Genomic DNA, 14,886 nt, shown 5'->3' on the forward strand with positions numbered 1-14,886 from the left:
ACCCTCTTGCACACCCGCCCCCCCCCCGCCCCCGCCGGGCGCCCCCGGGGCGGCGCGCCCCCCCCCCCCCGCCCCCCCCCCCGGGGCCCCCCCCCCCCCCCCCCCCCGGGCCCTTGTGGCCTTGCAGCCGCAATCCGACGATACGGGGCCGCCCACGGACGGCGTTCTCTTCATAGATTGACCCCCACAGGCGCCGTACGACGGCTACCGCACGCCACCGTGCCCGATTCCCGTCACCCGCTCCATAGTTGAGGCCCAGGTCAGTGACCTGGGCCTTGTCTGTTGTCTAGACCGGGCTAGGCGTCGCGCACCAGATCCGCACCAGAAGACTCACCGGAGGGCTTCTGACGGGCCTTGCTGCGGGCGGCCCGCACGAGGTCGTCCAGTCCGCTCGCAACTTCCTGTTGCCGCTCAAGATCCGAGTGCTGGTAGCTCAGTGCCGCCTTTCCAACGACTGGCCGGCGCGGACCATCGTGTCCTTGAGGGTGGCCCCGGATCGGGTCGCCAGGGTGTGACCGGTGTGGACCAGCGCCGTGACCGACCCCGTCATCCCCGAGATCCGCACCGCTGCCAAGGCCGTCGTCCTTCAGGACGACCGCGTCCTCCTCATGCGCGCCACATGGGAGGGCCAGGAGTGCTACTTCCTCCCCGGGGGTGGTCAACACCCTGGGAAAAACCTCGGCGACCAGGTCCACAGCTACTCGCCGCGTCCCGGAGCAGCACTCCGCCGTGGACCGCGCAGGTCGCAGTTCACGCGGAGCCCATACTCGCCTACCGGTTTATGGAGGAACTTGTCGAACCACTTATGGCCATCCACCGCATCCCCGGCACCCACTTCGGCCGCGTCGCCGCCGCCCGACAACATCTCAGCTGGACTGACTACCTCCATGCCCGCATGCGCATGTATGCGACGCCTGCACCAAGGCTGCGCACCGTGGCCCGATCCCTCCACTGGGAACTCGACGAGGCCACGGAGCGCACCGTCCATCCGGTGCTGCTGCACCACGACCTGCAGCCGGGTCACCTTCTTAGCGGACCCGCAGGCGCTCGCCTGCTCATCGACTAGGAACTGGCCATCTTCGGCGACGAGCAGTCTGACCTCGGCCGCCTCGCCGTACGGCTCGGCCTCGACGACCCCACGCCCGTACTCGCACTCGCCAGTCGGTCAGGTCCCACAACCGAGGGCAGACTCCATCCGTACTGGCGGATGCATCTGCTCGCCGACGCCGCACTGAGCACCGACCCGTCGTACAGGAGCGGGCAGCCACGAAGCTGCTCACCGAAGGTGAGCACGACCTCCCCGCGCTACGACAAGCAACTCCCGCATCGGCGATTGGCGACAAGCGCAGTATTGCCCTCAGTGGCGTGCACCGGGCGAGTTGGCCCTATGTCCTCCCACAGCCCCTTCGCCGGCTGCGGGATCCATCCCCACCCTGCGTCTCGATGGCTCTGCTCTGGATGGTGGTTGCACGCATCCGGAAGGTGAGCCACCCCATGCGGCGAGATCAGGATCCTGTCGGGAGGGGCAACGGACCCGCGCCCAGCCCGAGCAAAGGCAGCCGGGGCATCGGCGCGCGGAGCCGATCCGTCTGGTGGACAGTCGCAGCCTTCCCCGATGAACAGATCACAGCGGTCACATCTCCTGGCAGCCATACGAGTCATGGTCGCAGCCCTCCCTGCTGGACGGCGACCACGAGCCCCTCACACTCGTGCGCAACCTCTTTCGTTGCTTGGCCTTCTCCTGAAGCCCCTTCGTGGCAGCCCCGGCACGGTCACGCAATTGCGCTCGCCGCGCACTCACGGCCGCTGAAGCTCCCGGCTCTTACCCACCAAGGGCAGTAGGCGGGGCTGGGTAAGTATGGGCAGGCGGTTGAGGAAGGCACAGACGTCGACCACTCGGCTGACCGTGGGTAAGACGCAGCCGACGCCTGGACGGCCTCGCTCAACTCCACACACCAGGCGCCGTCCCGCAAGACGCATTGGCACTAGACGGCGCAGTGGCGGCCTGCATGAAGGCGCAGCTCTGGCATGTCCGCAGGCTGCAACAGCTGCCACATCAGGGTCTCGCGAGTATCCGCTCAGCACTTGATGCGCGCCCCAACCGCCGTCAGCGGGCCAGCTCTTAAGTCTGTAGCCCTTTAGCCGCGGCACGGGCAGCTCGCGCATTTGCAGCGGCATTGAGACGGGCTGTGTGGGCGCGTTGTGACACTTCACCACCGAAAGATCGCCAACCGTAGAGAGAGGCGAGCACCTCGGCTAAGGAAGCGGCAGCAGCAGCGAGAGCTGCCACAGCCCTGGACATGAACGCAGGGGGTCGAGCCACCCATCGACCTCGGCTTTGCGTGGCCGTGACCGTACATTGTTCCGCCCAAAGCTCGAAGACCTGGGCAAGACGAGCGAAAAAGGCAGCGACGCAAGCCAGGAAGCCGTAGAAGAAGACCAGCCCTCCGATGATGCGCTCGGTGATCCCCAGAGACGGTCCTCCTTTGGACCACGGCCAGCCCATCGCTTCATGCACAGTGGCCGTACCCATCACGCTAGCGGCTAGGACCAATAGCGCGAGGGTTGCAGCCAGGTCGTCGTAGTCGTCGTCTGGCTCCTCGTCGTCCCGCTCAGGGCGGTGCTGGCGCGCTGGTGCAGCAGCGGTCTGCTTTTTGCCGTAGGGCGGAAGGAAAATGTGCCAGATGCCGCCATTGACGTCTCCGCCCACGAACGTGCCGGATCCGTGATTGTGCTGTTCCCGGCTTTCAGCGTCCTCCATCTGCCGCCTCGCCGTAATTGAAGGTCACGCCGCCGTGAACGTCGCCGCCAATGAACGTTCCCGTGCCTCTGTTGTGCTGGTGCCAGACCTTCGAGGGCGGCGCAGGCACGGCAAGATCACCGATCTCGCTCATGGCGTCGCGGTGCTGAGCAAGGTATTGGGCAATGAGCTGAGTCCACACGTTCGCAGCTAGGGCGTCAGCGCCCTCAGCAGACGAAGTGAGTTGTGTCGCGGTGTCATCCACCGCTTGGGCAGCCGCTCTCCGCTGGGCCGCACTGCCTTGGCGGAAGAAGTGCATGACCCTGCCCCGCATCTTCTCGGCGCCCCATGTGGCAATGGCCGCAACGAGTGAGCCGGCTGCACCGGTGGCCACAGACATTAACTCGGCGTCATACATGATCGAATTGCCCTCCCCTTTCGCGTCGTCCGCCCGCAGAACGTACCGCGCGCCACTGACACTCTGAGAGCAATCCCGAACCATGGATGCCGATAGGGCTACGCGGCTACAGAAGTGCCCTACTGCCGCGCGCTGTCAGCACCCCACCACCCTCGCAGAAGCCTGGCACTCCGTCGTGCACCCAACCCATCTCCTGCACTGTGACGCCACCACCGCGCTGGCAACGAGGCCGCCGTCGGACGTACAGCCACAGTAGCGGCAACACCCGTGTGAAGCACCGCGCTTGAGGAGCCAAGGGGAACATGAGTACGATCAGCTTGGGTTTCAGAAATTTCACCTCGATCGAGGTATGATTTCTGAAACTTGAGATGCTTGGAGGGAACAGACCTTGGCACAGCCCGACCCCCAGCGGCAGGTCAACCAGCTTGCCCAACTCGGCGTCTCCACCGACCTGTTCACCGTGGTGTTAAGCATGGCACTCGAAGACGTACGCAGCTGCACAGACTTCGATGCTCCCGCCGCCCGGGGGTTCCTCTTCTGGAGCCGAGCGAACCGCTACTTGGCCGAGGTACTGGTGCCCGACGGATGGGGGCGCACCTCTCGGGACAGCATCCTGCGCGTGATCCATCCCGACCGCACACACGCCATCACAGCCATCAGCGCCGAAGGCGGGGTCGCGGATCTGAAGAAGCAAGTGAGGTCGAAAAACCCCAAGGGTCCGGCGATGGCTCGCATGGTGGAGAAAAACGGCCAACTGTCGTTCATGTCCCACGACGAGCTGCTGTACGGAGTCGAGTTGGACCAGATCCCAACCTGGTGCCTGCTCTACCGGCGCGATAGCAGAGAGATCTTGGCCGAACTGTCCCTGCCGGTGAAGATGAACGGCAAGTTCGTCGACGAGTGGCTCACCCGGATACCGATCAGCCTGCCTCCCATGGACGCCCCGGGCTTCGACATCTCCCTTGACGCCCCCGGCACTGAAGAGGCCCCGGAGGTCGTCGTGGAGTTCTTGGGGGAGAATTAACTGGTCAGAGCAAGACATGGGAGTTGAAATACGTGTTCACGCCGGAGCGGCTGGTCCTCGCGCGCAAGAGACGGCGCATGACCCAAGCGGCACTGGCTGCGGCGTCTGGGCTCTCCGCGCAGAGCATCAACGCCTTCGAGAAGCACCGGAAGGCTCCGTCCGCGGATACGCTCTCCGCCTTGGCGAAGGTCCTGCGCTTTCCCGTGGCGTTCTTTCAGGCTCCGCCGGCACCGGAGATGCAGCTAGACGCAGTCAGCTTCAGGGCGCCCACGAAGATGAGTGCCCTGGAGCGAGATGCCACACTTGGCTCTGGTGCCGTGGCTTCCACCCTCAACGCATGGATGCAGGAGCGGTTCCGTCTGCCAAGGCGCAACGTTCCTACTTACCCTCACCTCACACCTGAACAAGCCGCCGAACAGGTCCGGGCCACTTGGAGGTTGGGTGAAGCACCAGTGCCCAACCTTGTGCATCTGCTGGAGGCCAACGGCGTACGGGTCTTCTCCCTGGCCCCGGACTGTCTCGACGCGGATGCCTTCTCCACCACGCACGCCGGCACCCCCTACGTATTCCTGAACACCCGGAAGACAGGAGAACGAGGCCGGTTCGATGCCGCCCATGAACTCGGCCACCTCGTCCTGCACTCCGAATATCGACTCCCTGGCGGCCGAGCAGCCGAGCCGGAGGCCAACGCCTTCGCGTCTGCCTTCCTCATGCCCAGAGCTGGGATCGTCGCCCAGCAACTGCGCGACGCATCGGTGGACCGCATCCTGAGCGCCAAGCGACGCTGGGGCGTATCCGCCATGGCGCTTGCCTATCGGCTCCGCGATCTCGGCCTCCTCTCCGAGTGGAAGCACGGCCAGACGATCAAGAAGCTTGCGCAGATGGGCTATCGCAACGGCGAACCCAAGTCGCTCATGGCTCGCGAAAGTAGCCAACTCCTGGCAAAGGTCTTCGATGCCCTGCGTGAGAGAGGCATGACACCCGCCGAGGTCGCTGACCAGGTGGGGATACACCCCGAAGAACTCAATGACTACGTTTTCGGCCTCGTACCAATCAGCGTGCAGGGGGGCGGCCAAACCTCCGCGGCTCCACGGCCCGGACTTCGACTCGTACACGGCTGATAGGAGCTCGGTCTACGAGCGCCAATAGCATGCGTGTCGTAGCGCAAGAGCCACCTTCGGCAAGCTACGCGACTGCCGTCCTCCGCCAGCGCGTGATTCTCCGGTTATTGAGTGGCAGCGCAGGTCCGGCAACGACTGGCGCCTGCGAGTCCGGTGTTGCCCTCGGTCGCCTGAAGTGGATCGGACTCACAGACAGACCGGCTCCCATGCACCTGGGACCTGAGCGGTCACCCACCCGGACCTCGACTCCTGTATCTGGCTGTCGGAGAGATGAGCACATCCGGGCAGGTGAGCCTTGCCGCTGTTGTGAACGGTGATCGCGCCCTTCGACCAACCGGCCCAAGGCGATCCGGCCTCGCCGGGCCCTTATCGGTCCGTCGTACACGACCGTCGGGAGCATATCCGCCTAGTTGTGCATTTCGTGATGTTCGCAGCACCGCATGGCAAGCCGCCCTGTTCTTCGTTTCCATCCAGCACAGGAAAGTCGGAAAACGGCGGACTCAGTCGGACAGTCCGACTAATATCTGGCGAATGCGCCCTGCCGACATTCCGATGCCGCCCGCGATCGCTTCTCGCCCCCGCGACCCTCGCGGCTACCCGGTGCCCGCTATCACCCCGTGGGAGGGCGGCGTCCCCCAGTTTGCCTCCCTGAGCATGCGGCGGGTGTTCCTCTGCGTCACCCAACGGCGATGCACCGTATGTGGATTGGAGGTCCCGCCCGGCCCCCTGTGGCGGGTCGTCGACGGCGAAGAGACCGAGATGCTGGCCGAAGTCTTGGCGGCCGGCGTCGGCGGCAAGTTTCAGAACGCAGCCCCGACGCAGGAGGGCCCTGGCCATCGGTTGTGCATGATTTACAGCGCGATGGTCTGCCCCTTCCTTGGGGGACCGGAAGCCCGCCGCGGTCAGGCTGCGAATAGCTACGGGGAGCAAATACCGCGAGGCGAAGCTCGGGGCCAGAAGGGCGGAATTGTCGCCTACGACGGTTGTGAGTTCCGCTCGACTCCGGTTGGACCGGGCGTTGTCTACGGACACCCGCTCGATCTGATCGAATACGAGCGCGGCGAGGACCTTCTGGACGAGCTGAACAAAGCGCTCGCGGACGAGACTGCCCCGGTAGTTGGCTCCTGCCCAGAGTGGCTGCTCGACGACGAAGCCGCCACAGAAGCTGCTTTTGTCCGAGCCATGCGCGGACCAGAGGAAGACGCCCGGGTCCGAGCCGAGCGTCGCGCGGCAGAGCTCCGCAAGAAGCGGCAGAAGCAGGCCAAGGCGTCTCGACGCCGCAACCGCTGATCGCACTTTCACGCGTGGTTCGCACGGCCCCCCGGTTTGCCGGGGGGACTGCGCCGGCGTCGAGGCAGACGGCGCGGAAACGCCGTGCGCGTGCTGTTGCGGCGCGGATGCCGAGGACGAACAGCCTGCCGCTCCGGCAGCGGCTCCAGTGACGAGCACCAGGCTGGCCGTGACAGCAGCGAACGGACGACGCATGGTGACACCCCCGGCGAGGGCGGCAGCACCCGTACCGCTGCCGCGGTTTTCTGCGTCTGCCCTCGACGCTGGCGCCTGAGCGGCCAGGGCCCGCCCTGCGCGAGGCGAGGGCGCGGTTGCTCCTTCACCGCTGCCTCGCACCGGTCGGGTGTCTCGTCACGGCGGTGGTCCAGCCGTGATGGCGGGGCCCGCAGGGCGGGCCGCCCGAGGGGATCTCGCCCTCAGGCGACCCGGCACCTGCTGCTCCGACACATCGCTTCGCGCAAGCGATCCACTCACTGTCGGCGGCGACAGCAATATGCCGTGAAGCGGTCAGTGCGCCACGAGCATCACCCCTTCCGAGCCGTCTAGGCCGCCGTGCCAGTGCCGTGCCAGACAGGGCGGTAAACAACGGTCTGCAAGGGCCAGAGATTCAAGCCGGCACACGTCCCGAGTCGGGGCATCTTCGCTGGTCAGGCGGGCACTGGGTACGTGAGAGCCCCCTGATTCCCAAGCTCAGAGCGCGGGTTCGATTCCCGTCACCCGCTCCAGACAGAAGCCCCAGGCCGGCGGCCCCGGCCTTTCCGCGCCACTCCGAACCTCACCCGGGACGAAGAGGTAGGGCCTGATCCGAGGAATCGAGTCAGGCCCTACCTCGCTACCGGAAACCGTTTTGGGTAGCCGACTCAGGGAACTGACACCGAAACGGCTCCCTTTCCTCCATCGCCACTCTAGACACGGGACGGTTCGAGCCCGCCCCAATTAGCCTTGCCAGGCTCACTCACCCCTTCAGAAGAACCGCACCCCTTACTCCAAGAGGGTGCTGAGCTCGTCGGCGCGCCCTGCCTGTACGTACGCAGCGGCAAGACCAGCAAGGGCAGTGACGGTGGTGGAGTGGTCGGCGCCATGAAGTCGCCTACTGTCGGAAAGTAGCCGCTCCATATGAGTAATGACCTGGTCGATGTGGCCCGCCTGCCAGTGGGCTGCAGCAAGGTTGCCGCGCATCGCGAGCGTATCGGGGTGATCAGGGTGAACTCGTTCACTGTCGGCGAGCACCCGGGTGAGGATAGTGATGGCTCTATCGAGGTGCCCCGCCTGCCAGTAAGCAGTGCCGAGGCTGGCGCGGCCAACGAGGACGCTGTGATCGTCGGCCCCCAGTCTCCGTTCCAGCACGGCCAACGCCTCCTCCTCGATAGCGAGGGCCTCATCGATGCGCCCCGCATGGTGGTAGAAGCAATCTGCAAGGCGGCGGCGAACGTTGAGGGTCTCGGGGTGGTCAGCGCTTAGGGTCTTTTCGCTGTCACGGAGCGCCTGTTCCAGGCAGGCAACGGCGTCGGTGATGCGTCCGGATTTCTCATAGGAGGCGGCGAGATTGCTACGCGCAACGATGGTGTCGGGATGGGCGGGTCCTGCAGTCCGCACCCGGGCGGCGAGTACTTCCACCTCAATGCTTATGGCCTGGTCGATGTGCCCCGCATGGCGGTAGAGGCCAGCTAAGTTGCCGCGCGCGGCAAGGGTATTGGGGTGATCGGAACCCATCGTGCGTTCGCAGTCCTCGAGCAGTTGCTCTGCGAGCGAAAGGGCCTCATCGGTACGGCCGGCATAGCCGTAGGCGGCAGCGAGGTTGTGCCGGGCCGCGAGGCTGTTGGGGTGGTCAGGCTCCAACCTCCTCTTGCAGTCAGCAAGTACCTGCTCCGTTAGAGTAACGGCGTCGTCCGCGCGCCCGCTTTGTTGGTAGGCGCAAGCAAGATTGCCGCGGGCGACGAGAGTGTCGGGATTGTCAGGCCCCAACGTCTGTTCACAGTCGGCGAGTACCTGCTCCAGGAGGGTAACGGCCTTATCGCTCTCCCCCGCTTGACGGTGCGAGGCGCCTAGCTGGATACGGGCAACGAGGGTGCCTCGGTCATGGGGTCCGTGTACGCGATCGCTGTCAGTGGCGAGTTGCTGCCAGTAGGCGGTGGCAGAGGCTGTCAGACCTGCGTTTGCGAGGCTGTAGCCAGCGGTGTAAAGGACTGCGTGGCCTTCGGGATACCAGAGGTGGTCGCCGCTATGACCAGCGAGGGCCTCAGTGTTGGCGCGCATAGCGGCTGCGAGGTCGGGATGAGGCTGATCGGGATCGGGCCAGGCTTCAAGCAGGGAACCAGCAGCTACGGTTGCAAGTCTCGGAAGGACTTCAGGCGGGGTGGATTCCCGAACAGCACGAGCGGTGAGAGCATGGATTCTCACTGCACGGGGTTCCGCACGCGTGTCACACGTGAGTAGTGCGTAGCGGTGCAAGATACGCAAGGCTGCGCGGACCTGCTCGACAGTGGCCGCTGCCCCCTTCTCATGCTGAGGGGCATGCGTCGCCATACGGCAGATGGTGAGATAGCGGAGGGCTGTGGGGGTGCCCCATACGGCACGGGGATGGCCAGCGGGGTCCAAGAGGGCGGCCAGGATCAGGGCCGGTGTGACCAGGCCGCTGGGGTCGGCACGCTGGGCGGCCTCCAGGGACAACAGAAGGGTGGCGGTGATCTGTCGTCCATAGCCATCGGCGTCAGCCGATTCCGGCAGCGCCTGCTCCAACCGGATGCGGTGGAAGCGTTCGAGGTAGTCAGCGCTAGGGAGATCTTCATTGATCATGTAGGCGGCGGCGTGCCCCAAAGCGAGCGGGAGGTAGCCCAAGGCTTCCGCTAGGGCTCCGCCATGGTCGTCCAGGAGATGGCCCATGCCATCGCCGTCCAGCCGGGCGCGCAGATAGGCGTGTGCCTCCTCAGGGGTGTAGACATCGATTGCGATGCGGGTACGGCCACCGCCGGACAGCCGAGCGTCATGCAAACGGCTGGTGGCCAGCACCCAACCGGAGCCGGTGTGGCTGGCTGGCCACCAAGGGGCGAGGCCAGTGGGGTCCGTGATGTCGTCCAGAACCACCAGCCATCGGCGGGGAGTGGTGGCCAGCCACGAGAGAAAGGCACGGGCAACCACTTCTGGGTCCCCCGCGTCGGCGCCCGGAACTCCGAGGCGAACGGCTGCCTGTGCATACTGCGTAATCACCTGGTGCGTGTGGGCAGCCGATGCCCAGACCACCAGCTCCCTGCCATCCGCCACAGCTTCAGTGGCGTAGGCGGCAGCCAGCTGGGACTTGCCGACACCGCCACCGCCGGAAAGTACCTGGGTCAGCACGACGGGATCACCGCCCGAACGGGCCGCTTCAACCTTCTTGCGCAGATCGCTCCGAGGCTGGAAAGCCGTGGCCAACGCCGGCACCGCCCCGATCTCCAGCGGCCATGTCACCTCCAGCCCTCGGTCGGGCGGCAGATGTACGTGCTGCTCCGCGATGTTGGTAACCCGGCTGTAGGGACCGAACGCGTTGCCCATGATGTCGCCGCCGGCTCCTACGCCGCCGCGGCTCACCCTTACGTGTCGCGCGCTGTCCGGGGGAACGGCGGTGCCCGGCTCTTGCGCATGAGAGTCCACGTCCCGGTCACTCCCTGCAGGGGTGCCGTCTTCCGGGCGGGTGCGGGCAGACGTTCTTCCGCGACGCCACGGCAGCGCAGTCATCGGCGGCTCTCGTTGCCAAAGGCGTTGTCGGTCATGTCCCCGCCAGCTGCCACAGCACCTGGGCCGGCCTGAACGTGATCGGGGCCTCGCTGGGTTGTAGGCCGACGATCAGGAGTGCGCGGTCCCGACACCTGTGAGCGGTCACCGACGGCGTTACCGGTGAAATTGCCGCCGGCAGCGAACCCACCTCGCCTTGATCGGACCTGGCGTCCCACACAACCGCTATCGCTGGGGCTGCGGATCAGGGCGACGAAGGACCCCACCGCGCCCACCAGGCCGACCACAGCGCCTATGAGGCTTGATATGAGCGCTGCTGTGTTCAAATCGGCCATCACTGCCGCTGCAACTAACCCGACCGACGCTGTGCCCGCCAACACCACAGCCAGCCACAGCGCGCCACGCCCTGATCCCGAGCTCCCCACCATCAAACCTCCCACCGTGCGGCCCTCTATGCTCTCGCGGAAACCCACGCCTCGTCCGTCAGCAGCCGGTGCTTAGACCGTAGCGCCGCTCACACGGTCGTGACCTCAATTCGCACACATGGCCTCGCTCCTATCCGACATATGGGTCGCTGCTCGCTCGCACCTGAGTCACCAGGCGAATGACGAGGATCCTGAGCGTCCGGGCATGCGTCCTGGTCGCCGCGCGGGCCGACGCTCGGATGTCCATCCCCGCGTGCGCGATGAACAGTCACTCCACGTCTGCCACTTCCCGAGAACTCCGGAAATCCGCCTCACGGCCCTTCATTCCCAGCCATCGTTGCAGGTCAGAGCCGCACCATGCTGGTACTCACCAAGTGCCTTCTAAGCACTTGGCCGCAGGTTCGAGTCCTGCCGGGGGCGCCAGGCCAGACCCTCCCATCGGGAGGGTCTTTTTGCTGGTCAGGGGCGGTGTGGCCGCACATGCGAAAGCGCCGGACCCTCCCCATGGGGAGGGTCTTTTTCGTTGGGCCTGCGGCCGGGGAGGTCAGTTGGGTGGGGGTTCGGGGTGGGCGGCGCGGGATTCCAGGGCGGTGTAGGCCAACTGGAGGGCGTCGGCGGCGGCCAGGGCGGTGAGGGCGCCCGTGGTGGTGCGGGTGAGGCGGGGCCAGAGGAGTTGGGCGGCGGTGAGGGTGGAGGCCAGCCAGACGCTGAGGCAGAAGGGACAGGTCAGCAGTTCGCCGAGGGTTTCGGTGGGGCCGCCCTTGCGGGGACGTTCGCTGACTTCGGCGGGACCCTCGGGGCCTTCGTAGACCGTGAAGGGGGCGCGGAGGGGGCTGGTGACCGAGCCCTTGGTGAGAAGTCTGCTGAGGCGGAAGGTGGCCACTGCGGTCAGGGCCAGGTCCCGGGGGTCGGGCCGTTCCGGCAGTGCCCGGCCGCGGCGGCGGATCGCGATCGCCCATCCGGCGTTGTACGCGCCGAAGGCGGCGAGGGCCGTGAGGTAGCCGCGTAGGGGGCGGTCCGCTTCGGGTGAGTAGTCGTGCCCGGTGGGCTGCCGTGCGTCGTCGGGCGGCAGTGGCTCGGGCGGATGGGCGTCGGAGGACCGTGACTCGGGCGGTCGGGTGTCGGGCGGCCAGGGGTCCGGCAGGGCGCGGCGACGATCGCGTCGTCGAGGAGTGCGTCTGCCCATGGCGTGTCGCTTCCTTTGCGCGGGCCCGGTCGTGGGTCGTCGGGAGTCGCTGTCGGCCTTCGTGGGGCACCGTCGGCCTTCGTGGGCCGTCGTCGGCCTTCGTGGAGCGTTGTCGGCCGTCGTGGGTCGTCGCCGGCAGGGCTCTGGCGCTGACTCTGGCTATTGCTGGTGTGGTTCCGTCTCTGGTTAGTCGGTCCCTGCGGTCAGGCTCTTTGGGGGCGGGCCCCTGTGGTCAGGCTAAGCGCCGGGGTGGGAGGGGGCACCTGATGTGGCGGGGTGGGGTGGGGTGGTTGGGGCGGTGTGGGTGGGGTGGGTGATGACCGGGGGGCGGATGGGGTGGGGGGTCGGTCGGCTTGGTGGGTTTGTCCGCTGCCTGGCTGGTCCGGCGCCCCGGCTGGGGGCTGGTTCGGTGTGGATCAGTTGGCGGTGGGCCGGGGTTCGGTTCGGTTGGGGCGGCTCAGGAGGTGGGTCGATATGAGGCCGCCGGTGAGGGCGAGGGTGGCGGCGAGGAGGAAGACGGTGTGGAGGGCGTGGGCGTAGGCGGTGGGGGACGGGGCCGGGGGCGGAGCGGACTGGTGGAAGACGGTGCCCAGGAGGGCGATGCCCAGGGCCAGGCCGAGCTGGCGGGCGCTGTTGGCTGCGGCGGCGGCCACGCCGGCGTGGGACGGAGGCGCCGAGGACATGGCGGTCGCGGGGAGGACGGGTGACACCAGGCCGGCGCCCACGCCGGTGAGGACGAGGCCGGGGAGCAGGGCCGGCCAGGAGGAGCCGGGGGCGGTCACGAGGAAGGCCAGGTTGCCGAGGCCGACGATCAGCGAGCCGCCGCCGAGGGTCCAGCGGGCGGGGAGGCGGTGCAGGGCACTGCCGACGAGGGCGGAGGTGGCGAAGAAGGCCGCTGGCTGGGCGGTGATGACGAAGGCGGTGCTCAGGGAGGAGAGGCCGGCGCCGTCCTGGAGCCAGAGGGAGAGGACGGGCAGGAAGCCGAAGCCGGACAGGTAATAGACGCAGGCGGCGAGGAGCATGCCGTTGAAGGCGGGGTTGCGGAAGAGGGTCAGGGGCAGCATGGGCCGGTGCGTGGGGTGGCGCGCCGCGGAGCGTTCGACCAGGAGGAAGGCGGCCAGGAGGGCGGCGCCAACCAGGAAGCCGAGCAGGGTGGACGGGGCCGACCAGCCCGCTTCGCCGCCGCGGATGAAGCCGAAGGTGATGCCGAGCGCGGCCAGGGTGAAGGTCGCTATGCCCGGCCAGTCGATGTGGGCCGGCCGGGTGGCGTCGCGGGCGAGCACCTTGGCGGAGAGGGCGATGGTGGCGGCGCAGAGGGGAACGGCGCCGTAGAAGATCCACTGCCAGGAGAGGAAGTGGGTGAGGATGCCGCCCGCGATGTTTCCCGCGCAGCCGGCCGCGCCGGCCACCGCGCCCCAGATGGCGAACGCCTTGGCCCGGTCGCGCCCGGTGTAGGTGAGGCCGATCAGCGGGAGGAGGGTGGCGAACATGGCCGCGCCGGCGACCCCTTGGACGGCGCGGGCCGCGATCAGCACCTGAACATTGGGGGCCAGACCGCAGGCGAGGGTGGCGGCGGTGAATGCGGTGAGACCGCGCACGTAGAGGCGTTTGCGGCCCAGGCTGTCGCCGAGGGAGCCCATACCGAGGAGCAGTCCGGCGAGGGCAAGGGTGTAGACGTCGACGACCCACTGGAGCGGGCCGAATCCGGCGTGCAGATCGGCGGCGATGCTCGGCAGCGCCACGGTCACGATCGTCGCGTAGACCAGGAGGAGGAACGTGCCGAGGCAGGTGGCCAGGAGGGGGAGCCATTTACCGGGCGTGCTCGGGGTATCCGGGGTGCCTGGCTCGTCTGGAGTGCCGAGGGTACCCGGGCCGTCCGGGGCGTCCGGAGTGCCCGGGGCGTCTGGAGTGGCGAAGGTGCCCGGGGTGACGGGGGTGCGGATTTTGGTGTCGTCGGTGGTGGGGGGAACTGGGCTTTGATGGGCGGTTGTTGGGTGGTTTCCGGCGGGATGGGGGTTCATGGGTGGGTGGGAAGTCATGTGGTGAGCCTGGTGTAATGGTCTTGTGCAGCTGAACCCTTACGGGGAGGATCCCGTCCGCTTTGTGGTCGAGCTCACCAATGTGCCTCCGGGCAGCGTGCGGGAGCTGGAGGAACGGTGCGTGGCGGCGGGGATGGTGATCGACCGGCCCGTCGAACAGGACGACCTGGCCGAGGTGTTGGGCTTTCTCCGGCGGTGGGCGGAGGTGGTCGATGCCGGTACGGACGAGCGGCGGGCGGCGCTGCTCAACGAGCTGCTCGCCGAGGCGTCCACCCCTCCGCGGCTGACCGACCATGCGGATGGCGGCTGGCACATTCACTACCGCGAGGACGGGATCGGGCTGGGCGGTGTGCTGCGGGCCGTGGCTGCCGTGGGGACCGCACTGCATCTGACCGGGCTGGGCATGCACCGGCTGGGGCGCTGCGCGCTGGCCGAGTGCGGCAATGCGTATGCCGACTTCAGTCGGGCCGGGCGGCAGCGCTACTGCTCACACGCCTGCGCCAACCGGGACGCCGTACGCCGCCACCGGGCCAAGCGGCGGGCGCTGTAGGGGCGTGGGGTGGTCGGGCTCCGCGGGCTTCTCCGCTGGCCGCTTCTCTCTCCCCCCGGCCCCGCCCCGCCCCCTCCCACCCCTCCCACCGTTCCTCCTCTCCGCTCCCCTCCCGCCCGCGTAGCGCTACGCGGGCGGGGAGGGCAGCAGCCCCGATCCGCGCCACGCGCCGCCTATGGGCGTGCCATTCGGGCCTACGGGCGCGCTAAGCGGTCCCAGCCAACGCCTTACCCCGCGGGCCCCGGGAACGCGTCGCAAGTCCCAGGAAGGCGTCACCTGCGGCCCCCAGGAACGCGTCACGGATCGCAACCTCCCCCCAGCGGGCCCCAGGGCCGCGTCACCCGCGAGCCCCGGGAATACGTCACGCGTCACCCGCAGGCCC

General features: G+C 67.5%; 10 protein-coding genes, 1 tRNA gene and 1 pseudogene. 6 read left to right on the forward strand and 6 right to left on the reverse strand.

The features are described from left to right. Positions 1–296: 296 nt before the first annotated feature. Positions 297–523, reverse strand: a pseudogene (locus AB0E02_RS28700) (site-specific integrase); the annotation flags it as partial. Positions 524–934: 411 nt separating this feature from the next. Here AB0E02_RS28700 and AB0E02_RS28705 point away from each other — a divergent pair. Continuing rightward, entirely contained in the window at positions 935–1,066 is a 132-nt protein-coding gene (locus AB0E02_RS28705; RefSeq protein WP_362144229.1) for a hypothetical protein, read from the forward strand. 1,056 nt (positions 1,067–2,122) lie between these two features. Here the strand turns inward: AB0E02_RS28705 and AB0E02_RS28710 are convergent. After that, positions 2,123–2,761 (reverse strand): hypothetical protein, encoded by a 639-nt coding sequence (locus AB0E02_RS28710; RefSeq protein ID WP_362144231.1) that lies wholly within the window; start codon positions 2,759–2,761, stop codon positions 2,123–2,125. Next, positions 2,748–3,158 (reverse strand): hypothetical protein, encoded by a 411-nt coding sequence (locus tag AB0E02_RS28715; RefSeq protein WP_362144234.1) that lies wholly within the window; start codon positions 3,156–3,158, stop codon positions 2,748–2,750. The genes AB0E02_RS28710 and AB0E02_RS28715 overlap by 14 nt, the downstream gene beginning before the upstream one ends. Positions 3,159–3,546: 388 nt before the next feature. Between AB0E02_RS28715 and AB0E02_RS28720 the strand changes: the two genes are divergently transcribed. The 3 genes from AB0E02_RS28720 (at position 3,547) to AB0E02_RS28730 (ending at position 6,593) form a co-directional block, all read left to right on the forward strand. Continuing rightward, a complete protein-coding gene (locus tag AB0E02_RS28720) occupies positions 3,547–4,182 on the forward strand; it encodes a hypothetical protein (protein WP_362144237.1) in 636 nt (211 codons plus the stop codon). 32 nt (positions 4,183–4,214) lie between these two features. Next, a complete protein-coding gene (locus tag AB0E02_RS28725) occupies positions 4,215–5,303 on the forward strand; it encodes an XRE family transcriptional regulator (RefSeq protein WP_362144348.1) in 1,089 nt (362 codons plus the stop codon). A 531-nt stretch (positions 5,304–5,834) separates the two neighbouring features. Continuing rightward, entirely contained in the window at positions 5,835–6,593 is a 759-nt protein-coding gene (locus AB0E02_RS28730) for a hypothetical protein (protein ID WP_362144240.1), read from the forward strand. Positions 6,594–7,574: 981 nt separating this feature from the next. Here the strand turns inward: AB0E02_RS28730 and AB0E02_RS28735 are convergent. After that, positions 7,575–10,124, reverse strand: coding sequence for a tetratricopeptide repeat protein (locus AB0E02_RS28735; protein WP_362144242.1), 2,550 nt, complete (start codon positions 10,122–10,124; stop codon positions 7,575–7,577). 946 nt (positions 10,125–11,070) lie between these two features. Here AB0E02_RS28735 and AB0E02_RS28740 point away from each other — a divergent pair. Continuing rightward, positions 11,071–11,152 (forward strand) — tRNA-Arg (locus AB0E02_RS28740). A gap of 121 nt (positions 11,153–11,273) precedes the next feature. Here the strand turns inward: AB0E02_RS28740 and AB0E02_RS28745 are convergent. Together AB0E02_RS28745 and AB0E02_RS28750 are read right to left on the reverse strand one after the other, a co-directional pair. Then, positions 11,274–11,915 (reverse strand): DUF1360 domain-containing protein, encoded by a 642-nt coding sequence (locus AB0E02_RS28745; RefSeq protein WP_362144244.1) that lies wholly within the window; start codon positions 11,913–11,915, stop codon positions 11,274–11,276. 416 nt (positions 11,916–12,331) lie between these two features. Next, the gene (locus AB0E02_RS28750) at positions 12,332–13,954 is read right to left on the reverse strand and encodes an MFS transporter (RefSeq protein WP_362144246.1); all 1,623 of its coding nucleotides are present in this window, start codon (positions 13,952–13,954) and stop codon (positions 12,332–12,334) included. Positions 13,955–13,979: 25 nt separating this feature from the next. Between AB0E02_RS28750 and AB0E02_RS28755 the strand changes: the two genes are divergently transcribed. Then, positions 13,980–14,504, forward strand: a complete 525-nt coding sequence (locus tag AB0E02_RS28755; protein ID WP_362144249.1) for a CGNR zinc finger domain-containing protein — start codon at positions 13,980–13,982, stop codon at positions 14,502–14,504. Positions 14,505–14,886 lie beyond the last annotated feature (382 nt).

The sequence above is a fragment of the Streptomyces sp. NPDC048196 genome, from assembly GCF_040652715.1.
In the GTDB taxonomy this organism is placed as follows: Bacteria; Actinomycetota; Actinomycetes; order Streptomycetales; family Streptomycetaceae; genus Streptomyces; species Streptomyces siderophoricus.